The organism is Flavobacterium sp. NRK1 (genome assembly GCF_024054175.1).
Lineage (GTDB): Bacteria > Bacteroidota > Bacteroidia > Flavobacteriales > Flavobacteriaceae > Flavobacterium.
On record NZ_JAMXLA010000001.1, the window covers coordinates 918,364 to 933,787 of the forward strand.

Here is a 15,424-nt window from a genome sequence, read left to right on the forward strand (position 1 = left end):
AGATTTTTTAAATACAATCCCTGAAAAATCATTTACTAAGTGGTTAGACTTTAAAAATCGTAAAAGGTTTAATCAGTAATTGAAAAAATCTGCCCTATTTTATAAAAAAATTATTATTCCTGTCTATTTATATAAACCCATCCGGTTTTAGTTTCTCCGTTAGAGCGTTCTATCATATAGAAATAAGTTCCTGTAGGTAGCTCGTCGCCGTTGCTGCCCTGACCAATCCACTCATTAGTATAGTTAGATCTGCTGTAAACTTCCTGTCCGTAACGGTTAAATATTTCAAGTTTTTTAACATCTAATGTAGTTAAATCAAACTCGTCATTCTTACCATCACCATTAGGAGATATACCACGCGGAATTAAACAGGTTGTATTATCTATCTGAGCTTCAACCGTAACCGGACAATTTTTATCCTGTCCTGCTGGCGTCACTGTCAGATAGTAGCTTCCCGGATCTGTAATTGTAAGTGTAGATTCAGTTCCAAGAGAAGTACCTGAAGCATCTGTCCATTCAAATGTTACATTATCAACATTATAAATGTCGTCAGCATCGAATACAGCTTCTAATACATAATCGTTACCATGACACATTTCAGAAACAGATACCATAGCTGTTGGTATAATAGTTACTGTAAAGCTGTTTTGAGCAACACAATCTACAGATTCTGCACTTTTAGCAACTACATATATTGTTTGAGATGTTGTTATAACATCACCAACGCTAAGCTGAGTTCCTGTTCCGCCCTCACCTGTAAAATAACCATTATTTTCGCTAAGCGCAGGTAGTGTATAACTTGTACACTCAACAACATCAGCAGGATCATCAGCAACAGGAGTTGGAATAACTGTCATCACAACTGAATCTGTAGCAGTACATCCCTGGTTGTTTACAGTAACTTCGTAAGTACCTTCAGCATCTACCGTAATAGAAGAAGTTGTATCAGGCATTACATCACCATTAAATGTCCATGTGTAAGTAACTGTTGCAGGATCGTAATTAGCAGGATCTGTTGTAGGCGTAGCACTAATAGTTGCTGAAGTATGCTCACAAATAGAGAAGTCTTCATTAACTGCAAACGCCGGTGTAAGATCTTGTACTACAAGACTGAATGACTTAATACCCACACAACCTTTAGCATCTTCAATTCTTACATAAATTTCCTGTAAGCCCTGAGTTTCATTTTCAAAATCAGTTTCAGGGAGAGCATCAGCATTATTCTGAGCATCTTCTTGTGAACGGTGATATGAAATTGTATAATCAGAAGGATTAGATACTCCGTCAAGGATTGCCGGTGTGTTATCCGAAAGATTAAATGTAGCAAATCCGTCAGCATCACAAATAATTAACTGTACAGGATCTCCGGTTACTTCTTCTACAGGAGGGTAGAATTCTACAAGAACTGAATCTGAAGTTTCACAAACTCCTCCGAATGAAGCCACAACTGAATATTCACCTGATTCAGTTACAGTAAGTGTCTCACCTGTTTCACCAGGAATAGGGTCTCCACTACCATCTTTGTACCATGTAAATGTATAATCTCCAGCAGGAAGATTACTTTCAATAGTGTAAGAAGCATCACTACATACACCATTACCATCTGCAATAGTAAGGTCAACACCAAGATCAGGATTACCGATGTCAAATGCACCAATAAATACGGCAGAGTCCATACTATTATCATTTCTGTCAGCAATAACCAATTTAATATGGTACGTAGTATTTGGCGTTACTGCAGATTCAGCAAACATTTTTACTGTTGTACCTTTAAAGTGTACTGGTGCCAGCATAGGATCTGAAGCTGCATCCGGGTTTTGTATATCATCATTACCATAGTAAGCATCAAAATATGCTTCATTGGCAGAAGGACAAGTATCGTATATAGTATTAAAATTATCATCTCTTATAGTGATAACCGATACCGGAGCATTTGTATCTGGCACAACTGCAAGATTAGTTGTCGCTCCTACAGGATTTCCATCAGCATCAAGCTCTGTAAGGAAGAAAGCAAATGCATCAGAATAATTACACTGATACTGACCATACTCATCAGAAGCAAAAACAAACGGGAATCTTAGTTTATTAGCAAGTGGTGTAAAATCAAATTCCAGAATAGTTGCATCATTATAATTATATAAGTTAGGATCTATACCTAGACCTGTGATATAATCAAATAATTGCTGATCTCCAGGCCAGTAGCCATCGCTGCTAGCCCCACCAAGGTTAGGACCGGCAACCGTAGCAGCATTACCTGTTTTTAATACCACACCTTTTTCTATACCAAATGTAGAAAGGCCTTTTTCGAAGTATGCGATACCATTATCATATCCAAAATCACTACCTGTACTTGAAGTAATATTTTGAATATTCGCACAAGTTTCAACAACAAGGGCATTATTAACTATGTCTTCAACACTCATAGTAGCATCAACAATAATTGGCGCAGGAGTAGATATACAAACACTAAAGCTTGAAGGCTCAGATGGGTTTGGCATATAAGTAGCGTATAATTGTACGTAATATGTGTTACCAACTGTTAAACCGTGAACAACGCCTTTAGCACCTGAATCAGGGTAAACAGCTGTTGCACAGGCAACCTCAGTTAAACTTCCACAATCAGCACCTTCATACACTGCATAACCCGCTTCAACTCCTGTTGCATCATTTATTGCTATTGCAAGATCTGTAGATGTAGCAGTAAATGAATACCAAACATCATAGTCAGGAGTAGACCAGTAACAACTTGGAGCCAAGCCCGAAGAAGTTGCACCTGTAAGAGTACCTGCAACACTCTCTGTACATTCAAGACCTGCATTAACAGGAATATCTATTGCAGCATCACAATTGTCATTTTCTATAGCTGTAACAAATGTACGAGGCTGAGAAATAGTACTGTAACCATCTCCGTCACAATTTGCTCTTACATAATATACATACGGTGTACCTGATACTAAGTTCTCCCACACATATGGATTAGTAGTTACTACAGTTCCAGGCGTAGTTGCAGGATCCGGAGCAGGTGAGCCATAAGGCAATACCCAAACTTCCCAGCTGGTAGCAGTAGATCCCTGAGCATTCCATGATAATTCAACTGAATTAAGCTGAACATCAGACACAACAAGATCAATTGGCTTAATACAAGCAGGAGGATCACATGTTACAGTACCAGAGAATATTGTATCTCCCTGAGCACCTTCACCAAAGTCTTTTACAAATACATCTTCCCAGTAAGGAGAATATATATGAAGTCCTTTTTCGTAATCATCCCATCCGCCTACGTTCCAAACAATTTCAATTGGAAGGTCCGGACATAAAGGAACATCCATTATATATGAATACATATCTGGCGCACCCCAGGTAAATTCAGGGCCTAAAACGGCAACAGGAACACCTGATTGGTAAACTGTCATAGTATTGTCTTCATAACCCCATCCGTTTTGGCTTAACAGTTCAAAATGGAATACACATTTATCTGCTTCCTCACAAGCCTCAGAGTGTATTGCATACGGACCTGCCCAAGTACTTGTAGGCTCACTTGCACCTGTACATACTACTCTTACATAGTATTCATAGTTTGTTGCAGGAGCATCAAGAGGTACAGCAACCGCAGGGTTTGTTGTAGTTGCAACACCAGGTGTAGAAGCTGTTGGTGCAGGACTGCCTGCAGGAAGTACAATATATTCCCAGTCTCCAGTTGCAGGGCCATCCCATGCAAGATCTATAGAAGTAGTAGTACCGTTAGATGCGGTAAGACCAGTAGGAGGCAAACATGCAGGATGCTCACAATCTACATCAGCAGAGAATATTACAGTATTTACTAAACCGCTTGAATAAATAGGAAGATCGAAAAGGATCTGGTCAAAATTATTTTTAACCTGAAGACCTACGTTACCTTCCCAGCTACCACCGTCATTCCAGAATATTTCAAAAGGAACACCTGAACAAAGAGGCACTATAACTGTCTGACTTGTACCACCACTTTCAAAAGATGAACCTATAGTAGCAACATTAGTTCCGTCTTGTCTGATAGTCATTTCAGCTCCCTGCCAGCCATCCCAGCTAGCATTCATTATAAATTCGTATTCACATTTTGTTGCAGGATCACAAACTGATGAACTAAACGGAAATGCTTTACTCCACTCACTTACATCTGTACTTGAGTTTTCACAATGCATTCTAACATAGTACTCATAGTTGGTTGAAGCCTGTAAAGGACCAGCCGCTATAGTAGGATTAGTAGTTGTAAGAACACCAGAATCAGAAGCTGTAGGAGCAGGATCGCCTGCAGGAACTATATAATATTCCCACTCACCTGTAGCGCTACCTTCCCATGCTAAATCTACAGTAGTTTCTGTAGCATTGGTAGCAGTAAGTCCGCCCGGAGGTAAACAGTAAGGCATATCACAATCAACTACTACTTCATAAAGAAGTGTATTTTGCGTTCCTTCCCCGAAATTCTTAACATAAATTGTTTGTCCAAAAGAGTTTTTAACGCTCACGGCAACTTCGCCTGCAGCCCATGAAGAACCGCCTGCATTCCAGTACAATTGTACCGGCATACCGTTACAAACTTTAACAACCTGATCTACAGGATCTCCTGTAAAGTCCGGACCTGTTAATGTAGCAAGCGTTATACCATTTTGCTTAACATCCATTGTCTGTCCATTCCAGGTGTCATACATATCCCACATTGTAAATGTAAATTCACACTGAACATCTACATTACAGATCATAGAATTAAATTGATAAGGACCTGCCCATGCACTAAACGTACCGTTACCACAGTCTGCCCTTACCCAATATTCATATGGAGTTGAAGCTGTTAAGCCAGTCCATAAATAGTCAGTATTGTCAGTTACAGTAGTACCTGCACCTTGAGGTACACCTGTACCCTGAGGCTGAACTACAACACCCCATGAAGTTGCTCCCGTAGGATTATCCCATGATAATTCTGCAGAAGTCATACCGATATTATCGGCTGAAAGGTTAGTAGGCTCATCACAAGCTACAGCCTGTATAGTAAGCATATAAGGAGTAGTAGGATTACTATAGCTTGAAATTACTATATAATAATCTTCTCCGTTAACAACCGGAAAATCTTCAAGCGAAACAGGAAGGCCGTCAAAACCTGCCACACCACCCGCAAGACATCCTGTACCTATATCTGAACATTCATTATATACAAATACACCTGAATACTGTCCGTTTTCAGTAAGATCTATATTAATTGCGCCTGTAAATGTAGCTGTGTATTGATAAACAACATCATTACCGGAAAGATAATCTTCCCAAGGACTGTTACCACAGCCCGTACCCGGCATACCATTATAGTTGTCGGCATAATTTACAGTATTATCCAACCCTGAAGTATACGGAAGAGACGCAACAGGAATCGGAGCAGAACAAGTATCTCCTAAACCTTGCGTACAGAAATAATATGCACCTACCCAGTCACTCTTACCTCCGCCGTCACAAAGTGCACGAACGTAATATTTGTAACAAGTATCTTCATCAAGATTTGCTACATGATAAGGAAGAGTACCTGTATATGTTACACCAGTACCTGTAGGAATATCTTCATCCCCAACAATCTCAATTTCCCATGAAGTAGCGCCACTTGGGTTTTCCCAAGAAAGATCTGCTTCAGTAAGGGTTACATTAGCAACGGCAAGAGTTGCAGGCTCAACACATTTAGCAACAACCTTTACATTGTCAATTAACCAACGGTCACCATTATCACCTGCCATCATGAAAGCAATACGAACTTCTGAACCTATATAAGTTTCAGGAAGCTCGATAATTTTTTCAATATAGTCCGTGTTAACCGGGTTAATTTGAAGTTCAGTCCACGACTGAAGTTCCGTGTAAGAAGCCGGTGAGTTTAAATCTGCCGTAGGGTTGGCAGTAAGGTCAAGGATAAACACCTTATAAATACTTCCCTGATCTCCAGCTTGTGTAAGGCGCGAAAAGAACCTTAACTCCGGTGCATCAGGAACCGTAAATTGTGGTGTTACCAAATAATCTTCAGGTATTCCTGAAGATACATTCTCTTTTTGAAGGTAAGCCGCCCGCTCACCCTCATAAGCAGGCTGGGTAGAACTATTTGCAGCTCCCTGTGCCCACTTAACGTTCAGTCCCACGCCGTTTTGCATTTGAAACCAGCCCGTGGTGCTTGTGCCTGTATCGGCAAGCGTCCACCCTGTTTCAAAACCTTCCTGGGCAAGCTGAGCAAAGCCGCAGAAAGATAACAACGACATGAAAATTACTAAGGTAATTTTTTTCATAGACGAATAGTTAATTAGTAGTTTATGTTTAATGTGGGGAAAATTACTAAAAATTTTTATTCAATCCATACTGATTATTGAAGATAATTCATTTTTTTCTTAAAAAAAACAAAATCAAAGTCAATTGTTATGAATATAAAAATACACAATGCATTTTTAGCTTAACATTCTCATAAATAATTGAATCCGGAAAATAGTTTTATCTTTGCAGGGTCTTAAAACTATATGAATACAAATCAACGCATATATTTTGCTTCAGACCAGCATTTTGGAGCACCAACCCCCGAATTAAGTTTTCCGAGAGAACAAAAGTTTGTTGCATGGCTTGACGAGATTAAGCAGGATGCCACTATACTTTTTCTTTTAGGCGATCTTTTTGATTTTTGGTTTGAGTACAAAACCGTTGTACCTAAAGGTTTTATACGTGTGCTTGGAAAACTGGCAGAACTACGCGATAGCGGTATTACTATATATTTCTTTACCGGCAACCATGACCTATGGATGAGCGACTATTTTGAAAAAGAGCTTAACATACCGGTATTTCATAAACCTCAGCAATTTACTTTTAATAATAAAGTTTTCCTGATTGGCCATGGAGATGGACTGGGCCCCGGCGATAAAGGCTATAAAAGAATGAAAAAAGTATTTACTAATCCTTTTTCCAAATGGCTTTTTAGATGGCTTCACCCCGATTTGGGCGTAAAACTGGCACAATACCTTTCGGTAAAAAATAAACTTATATCAGGTGATGCCGATGTAAAGTTTTTAGGAGAAGAAAATGAATGGCTGGTTTTATACTCAAAACGCAAACTGGAAACAAAACATTATGACTATTTTGTTTTTGGACACCGCCACCTGCCTATGACTATTAAAGTAGGAGAAAATTCAACGTACGTTAACCTGGGCGACTGGATAGGCTATTTTACCTACGGTGTTTTTGATGGCGAAAAACTTGAGGTTATAGAGTATAAAAAATAATGCAGTTATTTAATTTCTGCATACATTATTTATATAGTTATGCAGGTCCATATTAAAGAGTGTACCTTCAACGAGATCTTTTATAAGAAAAAGTTCGCTTCTGGATACCGCCAGATCTACTTGCTGTAGTGGTGTTTTAAGCAGATACTTATAGCATTTGCTACGAAATGAACAACTATTACAGATCATTTCTTCACAAGTGTTATCTATTATTTGAGCAAAAGCCTTTATTTCATCATACGAAAGATAAAATCCGGTTTCTTTAAACACTATCTGAACTTTATGTGTCAGTACCCTATCATTTTTCTTCCAGTGAAAAGCTACACCAAAATCATTATAATATATTTGTTCTACTTCTTTCATAGTACTTTTGGTTTCAAACAAAAATAGCAATTATTTAAAATCATTCTAAATTAATAATAGTAAATTTAACCGAAGTTTTCAACAATGAAAAACACAACTATTCCTCACATCGTATATCTCTTAACCGCAATTGCAGATTAACCTGACCGTTCCATTCATTTTCATCAATAGAATAGGCAGCGTCAAAAGCTTTTCCATCGCAGGCAAGATCCATCTTTTTAGCAAGACCGAAACCAATAGCTGCAAAACCTTCCGACTCACCCTGTTTAACAAACAATCTAAGGTGGGTTTCATCAGCACCAATAGGTTTCCCGTAGCCGGTATCTTTAATATTGCGCGACATGAATACAGGCGACATATTACCGGGGCCAAAAGGCTCAAATTGTTTTAAAAGACGGTGAAATTTCGGTGTTATATCAGCAAAATCAATTTCAGCATCAATACTAATCTCGGGTATAAGTAATTCAGGAGTTATGGTTTGCCCAACTACTTCTTCAAATTTTTGCCTGAAAAGCGGATATTGCTCCTCTTTCAAAGTTAGTCCTGCAGCATACATGTGCCCTCCAAATTGTTCAAGATGTTCAGCGCACGCCTCAAGTGCATTATATACATCGAAATCTTTTACCGAACGTGCTGAAGCTGCCAGCTTATCACCGCTTTTAGTAAAAACAAGCGTTGGCCTGTAATAGGTTTCAATGAGCCGTGATGCCACAATACCTATTACCCCTTTATGCCAGTTCTCCTGATACACTACCGTAGTATAACGATCATGATCGTTATTTCTTTCAATCTGCAACAGAGCCTCAGCAGTAATTTGTTTATCAAGATCTTTTCGGTCTGCATTCAGGCCTTCAATTTGCGAAGCAAATTCCTCTGCCTGTTCTATATTAAATTCAGTTAAAAGTTCAACTGCATAATTACCATGCTTAATACGTCCCGCAGCATTAATTCGCGGTGCTACTATAAAAACAACATCACTTATAGTAAGCATTTTCTTTTTTACATTCTGAATGAGTGCCTTAATGCCCGGTCTGGGAAAAGTATTAATAACATCAAGTCCGAATTTAGCCAATACGCGGTTCTCTCCGGTTATGGGTACAATATCGGCAGCTATAGCAGCAGCAACAAGATCGAGATACGGAACAAGGTTTTGTATGGTTTGCCCCCGGCGTGAGGATAATGCCTGAATCAATTTAAAACCTACCCCACAGCCACAAAGCTCATCGTATGGATAATCGCAATCGGCACGTTTAGGGTCTAATATAGCAACCGCATCCGGCAATATATCGCCCGGGCGGTGGTGGTCGCAAATTATAAAGTCGATACCTTTTTCATTGGCATACGCTACTTTATCAATAGATTTTATACCGCAGTCTAACGCTATAATTAAAGAGAATCCGTTATCATCGGCAAAATCAATTCCGGCGGTAGAAACCCCGTAACCTTCATTATACCTGTCGGGAATATAAGTAGCCACATTAGGATAATACGATCTTAAATAGGATGACACTAACGACACTGCCGTTGTACCATCTACATCATAATCACCAAAAACCAGTATGTTTTCCCCTGCTGCTATAGCAGCTTCTATACGCTCTACTGCCCTATCCATATCTTTCATTAAAAAGGGGTCATGCAAATCTGAAAGCACAGGGCGGAAAAACGTTTTTGCCTGCTCATACGTTTCAATACCACGTTGCACAAGTAGTGTAGCAACAACAGCATCTACATTGAGTACATCAGCAAGGTGTTTAACTTTAAGAGGGTCGGGTTTTGGTTTTAGGTTCCAGCGCATTTATAATCAATTCTATTAAAAAACTCCCTAATATATTCACTATAAATCATGATTTTAGAACTTCAGAATATATTCTATTTCTATAAATATTCGCATAAGGTAATTTAGCATTTTTTAATTCTATCTCTTCCCTAACCAATGGATAACTATTAAAAAAATGACGTATTGAACGACCATTTCCTCCAGGTGAAGGTAAGATAGAAGTATTATATCTTTTGTTATAAATTATAATATCTTCTGTTTTTATGTTTGAAAAATTTAAGTCTATTATCTTGCAAAACATTCTTTTTGCCAGCACACTAGTAAATATAATATGATCAAGATTTTTCATATTCTTAATCCAAGTGATTAAAGATAAATTATATTCAGGATTTTTTAAATCCTTATCACTAGAAGAATATTTTTCTCTAATGATCTTAGAATACACATCTGTAATAAAAATATTATTTCTATTAAGATATTCTATTGCTTCAAATTCATCGTTAGGAATATTATTCTTAAAACAAGAAGCTAAATAATTCCAAAAGCTATTTAAACGACTGCCATAAAAAAATTTAAATCTTGCTTTTTCCAAATAGTTTTGACGCAATTCAATCCCTTCTTCTTCTACAGGATTGGAATCTGCAATACAATAAATCGGAAATGTGCCAACAATCATTTTATTAATTAAGTTCGAAGAAAAGCTTTTAGAATTAGATTGTAATTGTAAATAAGGGTGTATTTCAACTTCTTTTAAAGGCATAATAATATAAAATATTTAACTTAAATATACAAGCAACCTTTCTAAAATAAAATTTGATTCGTATTTATTTTTCTTACAAATAGTATAAGTATTGATAAACAGCTAATTAATCCAATCTTCCTCTTTATACTTCTTCTTCGAAGCTTTCCCCTCCGGTACAAACCCTCCAACAATAACCACGATTTCCCCTTTAGGCTCCTTCTTTTCAAAATGTGCCAATACTTCGGTTGCAGTACCGCGAACGGTTTCTTCATGTAGTTTACTTAACTCACGCGATACAGAAACAGGACGGCTTTCACCAAAGTAATGAATGAATTCGGCTAAGGTTTTTACCAGTTTGTGTGGCGATACATAAAATATCATGGTACGGGTTTCTTCGGCTAAAGCCAAAAAACGCGTCTGTCTGCCTTTTTTGTCGGGTAGAAAACCTTCAAAAACAAACTTATCGTTTGGCAGTCCGCTATTTACCAATGCAGGCACAAAAGCAGTAGCACCCGGAAGACATTCTACCGAAATATTGTTCTCTACACAGGCACGTGTAAGTAAAAATCCGGGATCGGATATTGCAGGTGTACCCGCATCGGATATCAAGGCAATGGTTTCACCATTATTAAGCCGCTGAATAATGCTTTCCACCGTTTTATGCTCATTGTGCATGTGGTGGCTATGCATGTGCGTACCAATATCAAAATGTTTTAATAGTTTGGCACTGGTACGGGTATCCTCGGCAAGTATAAGATCTGCTTCTTTAAGCACTTTAATAGCACGAAAAGTCATATCTTCAAGATTACCTATAGGTGTAGGAACTATATATAGTTTAGACATTAATCAAATTTTTTCTCAACGATCTCCATAAAACGCTCTTCATACTCCTCTTTATCTTTCCAGTCGTTATAGTCAGGTTTTACTAATTCATTAATAAAGTCTTTAGCCTCCTTAAAAGTATGTATGGTATTAAGTTGCGACAGCACACGGTTAAGATCGTCGGCACTGCCTCCAAAAAGATGTTTCTCAAATGCTATACGGTCATTAAGCCCTAATGAAATACTTTTCCCCAAAGCATCATTAAGCGATCTTGGTTTTTCGAAATCAGAACGCGAAGCAATATTGCCTTTTACTGTACTTTCCTGCTTTGGTTCTTCTTTAGGCGTTTCCTGTTTAGGTGGCTCAGGTGTTTTAACCTCCGCCTTCACTTCCTCTTTTGGCGCCTCTTTTTCTTCAGATTTTGCCGGCTCCCAGTCGCGCCAGTCCCTATATCTTGAATGTTTTTCTTCTTCAGGCTCTTTTACTGCTTCCGGTTTAGGTTCCTCTGCTTTGGCGGGCGAGCCGTTATCATCTTTTTTTACAAATTCAGGCTCTACATAATTATGATAATCTTCAAAAGTTATCTCTTTTTGATTGGCAGGCTCTTCGGGAGCTGCTGTTCTTTCAAAAGCAAAATCAAATCCCAGTCCTGAATCTTCAGTCTTAGTTTCTTTATCTGGTTCAATAGTCACAATTGCAGCATCGGCAGCTTTTTCCTCTTCTTCAATAGTGCTGTCTTCTTCTTTTTCAAATACAGCAGTAGCCGCTTCTTCCATTGCCTTAACCTCTTCAGCAGGTTTTTCAATCTCAATTTTAGCTTCAGGTTCTTCTTCAGCATCCTCTTCTTCAGGCTGTTCTTCGGCTTTTTCTTTTTCAGATTCCTGTTTTGGTTCTTCAGCTTCCGGTTCAACAGGTTTTTCTTCAGCTTTAGGAGTTTCTTTTTTCTCCTCTTTCACTTCCTCTTTAGCCTTTGCCGCTTCTTTTTCCTGTTTTGCCGTTTCTTCTTTGGCTTCTACCTCGTTAGCCTTAACTTCGGGCTGCTCTTCAAGTCCGTATATTTCTTCAAGCGCTTCTTCTGCCGAAACTTTCCCTATAGTAGGTTTTACATCGCTAAAATTATCTTCCACAAATCGCAATACCGAAATCTTCTCATATAATTTCAGTGTTTCCTGCTGAAGCTGATCAAGCTCTGCCCTGTTCTTTAATTTAAGTATCCTATGGGCGATGCTTATCAGTTCGGCTTCTAATTTTTTCTTCATAACTTTTAGAATTATAGGGAATAGCGCAATACTTTTTTAATAAATTTGTTTTATACAAAGTAAAACAAAACATTTGTGTTTTACATCCTGAAAATTACAAAATGTTTCTTGAAAATACAGTAAATCATAAAGAACAATTCGGGTGGATAGAGGTTATCTGCGGGTCGATGTTTTCGGGAAAAACCGAAGAACTGATACGCAGGCTTAAAAGAGCACAGTTTGCCCGGCAGAAGGTTGAAATATTTAAACCCGCTATAGAAACCCGCTACCACGACGAAATGGTAGTGTCTCACGATGCCAATGAAATTCGTTCTACCCCGGTAACCTCATCGGCTATGATGAAGCTGCTGGCACAGGGCTGTGATGTGGTAGGTATAGATGAAGCCCAGTTTTTTGATGATGAGATTGTAACCGTATGCAACGACCTTGCCAATAGTGGAATACGTGTTATTGTTGCCGGACTGGATATGGACTTTAAAGGCAACCCTTTTGGACCAATGCCTGCACTTATGGCTACTGCCGAATATGTTACCAAAGTACATGCTGTATGCACCCGTACCGGAAACCTTGCCAATTACAGTTTTAGAAAAGGCAACAGCGACAACCTTGTACTGCTTGGCGAAACCGAAGAATATGAACCTCTGAGCAGGGCAGCATATTATGCAGCAATGAGGGAAGCTGCACCTAAGACACACAATAAAGAAACGTCTGTACCAAAAGACGACTTAAAATAATAACCCTTGAGCTTAACAACCCATACTATAATTCCCGCGCTGCATTCCCGCTTTGATGGGATACAGCCCGATATGGAAATAGATAATGTTTCTATAGACAGCCGATCACTGCAAAACAACAGCACAACATTGTTTTTTGCTCTTCACGGGCAAAACCACGATGGGCATCAATATATCACGGAGCTTATAAACAAAGGGGTGCTTAATTTTGTAGTGACCCAAATTCCTGCCGGTGCTAAAGGTAAAGCCAACTTTTTTATTGTAGATGATACTCTTAAAGCGCTTCAGGATTTCGCTATATATTACCGTGTTATTTTTCAATTTCCGGTAATAGCGATTACCGGCAGCAGCGGAAAAACCATAGTTAAAGAATGGCTTAACTATTTACTGAGCCCCGACTATAATATTGTTAGAAGCCCCAAGAGTTACAACTCACAAATTGGCGTGCCGCTATCTGTAATTGGCATCAATCAAAAACACAACCTGGGTATTTTTGAGGCAGGCATTTCACTTCCTGGTGAAATGGATAAACTGGAAGCTATAATACAACCCGAAATAGGCGTATTAACCAATATAGGCAGCGCGCATGATGAGGGGTTTAGCAGCCGCGAAGAAAAAATACGCGAAAAGCTGAAACTGTTTCGAAACGTAAAAGTACTTATCTGCCAAAAGAATGATGTTGTTGCTTCTCTATTAAGTCCGGACATTAAAACCTATACCTGGGATTATACTACCGGTGCCGATGTTACTATTACAACGAGCCAAAAACAAGGTACAACAACACTTACTGTAAAACAACCGAAGGATAGTTTTGAAGCCGAAATACCTTTTACCGATGCGCCATCTGTAGAAAATGCCATAAACAGTATGATGGTAATGCTATATTTGGGTTATAGCCACAGCCTTATAAAAGAAAGGCTGGCAGGGTTGTACCCTGTTGAGCTTCGCCTACAGGTAAAAAACGGTATTAACGGCTGCACTATTATAGATGACAGTTTTAGCTCCGATTATCAGTCGCTTAAAATAGCCCTCGACTTTTTAGAGCAGCATAAAACACACGCCAAAAAAACGGTAATATTATCAGATATTTTTCAGAGCGGATTTGAAACCGATGAACTTTATGCCAAAGTAGCTAAATTATTGTCGGGTCATAACATCAGTCAGGTTATTGGCATTGGCGAAACCATAAGCAAGCAACTGGCAGACTACCCTAACTTTTTCTCTTACAATACTACGCAGGAATTTTTAGCACACTCTAAAGCCACAACGCTTGAAAACGAAACTGTACTTATAAAAGGAGCCAGAAGTTTCCGCTTTGATGAGATCGTGGCTTTTCTGGAAGAGAAAACCCACGAAACAGTTTTAGAAATCAACCTTAATGCTATAGTACACAACCTTAACTTTTATAAGAGCCTGCTAAAACCCGAAACCAAAATTATGGTTATGGTTAAGGCCTTTGGCTACGGTAGTGGCAGTTATGAAATTGCCAAAGCACTATCGCACCAAAAAGTAGATTATTTAGGTGTAGCTTTCGCCGATGAAGGCATAGCCCTGCGCAATGCAGGAATAACCACGCCTATAATTGTAATGAACCCCGAACATAGTGCCTTTGCTGCAATGGCGGCTTATAACCTTGAACCTGAAATATATTCTGCTAAAGAATTAAAAGCGTTTATAACAGTAGCTCAACAAAAAAACCTGTCGGACTACCCTATACATATTAAGCTGGATACCGGCATGCACCGTTTGGGCTTTATGAAAAACCAGCTTGATGAGCTTATAGACCTGCTTCGTAACAATAATTTTGTTTCGGTTAAAAGTATATTTTCTCATTTATCGTCAAGTGATGTACCCGACTACCGTGACTTTACACTAGGGCAGATAGAAAACTTTGAGCAGTGGTCATCAAAACTGATTGCTGCACTGGAAATAAACCCTATCCGTCATATACTAAACACATCCGGAATTTACAATTTCCCCGATTCACAGTATAACATGGTACGCTTGGGTATTGGGTTGTATGGTGTAGGCAATGATGAAACGGAACGCCAAAGCCTGCAAACGGTTGGCACTTTAAAAACGGTTATCCTACAGATAAAAGATATTGAACCCGGCGAAAGCATTGGCTACAGCCGACGTTTTATAGCCGATGAAAAAATCCGTATAGCTACCCTGCCCATTGGTTATGCTGATGGGATTCCGCGTGCATGGGGCAACCAAAAAGGCTATGTAACAATAAACGGCAAAAAAGCCACGATTACCGGAACCATATCTATGGATATGATGATGGTAAATGTAACAGGCATAGACTGTACCGAAGGCGACAGGGTTGTAATATTTGGAGAAAGCCCCACAGTTACCGAGATGGCAGCGTTATTAGGCACCATACCCTATGAAATTTTAACAAGCATTTCGCAACGTGTTAAAAGGGTTTTCTATAAAGAATAAAATTGTTTTTGTAT

At 38.8% G+C, this 15,424-nt stretch carries 9 protein-coding genes; 3 read left to right on the forward strand and 6 right to left on the reverse strand.

Annotation, left to right across the window (positions count from 1 at the left end; translation table 11 throughout):
• Positions 1-113 precede the first annotated feature (113 nt).
• Positions 114-6,287, reverse strand: a complete 6,174-nt coding sequence (locus tag NHE85_RS04460) for a choice-of-anchor L domain-containing protein (protein ID WP_252810062.1) — start codon at positions 6,285-6,287, stop codon at positions 114-116.
• A gap of 225 nt (positions 6,288-6,512) precedes the next feature.
• Between NHE85_RS04460 and NHE85_RS04465 the strand changes: the two genes are divergently transcribed.
• Complete coding sequence (locus NHE85_RS04465) at positions 6,513-7,265, forward strand: UDP-2,3-diacylglucosamine diphosphatase (RefSeq protein ID WP_252810064.1); 753 nt, start codon at positions 6,513-6,515, stop codon at positions 7,263-7,265.
• A 9-nt stretch (positions 7,266-7,274) separates the two neighbouring features.
• On the opposite strand, the gene NHE85_RS04470 is transcribed toward NHE85_RS04465, so the two are convergent.
• The 5 genes from NHE85_RS04470 to NHE85_RS04490 form a co-directional block, all read right to left on the reverse strand.
• Positions 7,275-7,628 (reverse strand): hypothetical protein, encoded by a 354-nt coding sequence (locus tag NHE85_RS04470; RefSeq protein ID WP_252810066.1) that lies wholly within the window; start codon positions 7,626-7,628, stop codon positions 7,275-7,277.
• Positions 7,629-7,725: 97 nt separating this feature from the next.
• Complete coding sequence (gene recJ / locus NHE85_RS04475) at positions 7,726-9,423, reverse strand: single-stranded-DNA-specific exonuclease RecJ (protein WP_252810068.1); 1,698 nt, start codon at positions 9,421-9,423, stop codon at positions 7,726-7,728.
• Positions 9,424-9,469: 46 nt separating this feature from the next.
• Positions 9,470-10,165: a hypothetical protein gene (locus NHE85_RS04480; protein ID WP_252810069.1), complete on the reverse strand. Its 696-nt coding sequence runs from the start codon at positions 10,163-10,165 to the stop codon at positions 9,470-9,472.
• Between the two features lie 102 nt (positions 10,166-10,267).
• Entirely contained in the window at positions 10,268-10,990 is a 723-nt protein-coding gene (gene rsmI, locus NHE85_RS04485; protein WP_252810071.1) for a 16S rRNA (cytidine(1402)-2'-O)-methyltransferase, read from the reverse strand.
• Positions 10,990-12,228, reverse strand: a complete 1,239-nt coding sequence (locus tag NHE85_RS04490; RefSeq protein ID WP_252810073.1) for a hypothetical protein — start codon at positions 12,226-12,228, stop codon at positions 10,990-10,992. Before NHE85_RS04490 ends, rsmI begins: the two co-directional genes overlap by 1 nt.
• Before the next feature lie 101 nt (positions 12,229-12,329).
• Here NHE85_RS04490 and NHE85_RS04495 point away from each other — a divergent pair, with 101 nt between their 5' ends.
• On the forward strand, positions 12,330-12,962 hold the full coding sequence (locus NHE85_RS04495) for a thymidine kinase (protein ID WP_252810074.1): 633 nt from the start codon (positions 12,330-12,332) through the stop codon (positions 12,960-12,962).
• A 6-nt stretch (positions 12,963-12,968) separates the two neighbouring features.
• Positions 12,969-15,410 (forward strand): bifunctional UDP-N-acetylmuramoyl-tripeptide:D-alanyl-D-alanine ligase/alanine racemase, encoded by a 2,442-nt coding sequence (locus tag NHE85_RS04500; RefSeq protein ID WP_252810076.1) that lies wholly within the window; start codon positions 12,969-12,971, stop codon positions 15,408-15,410.
• The last annotated feature ends 14 nt before the right edge of the window (positions 15,411-15,424 follow it).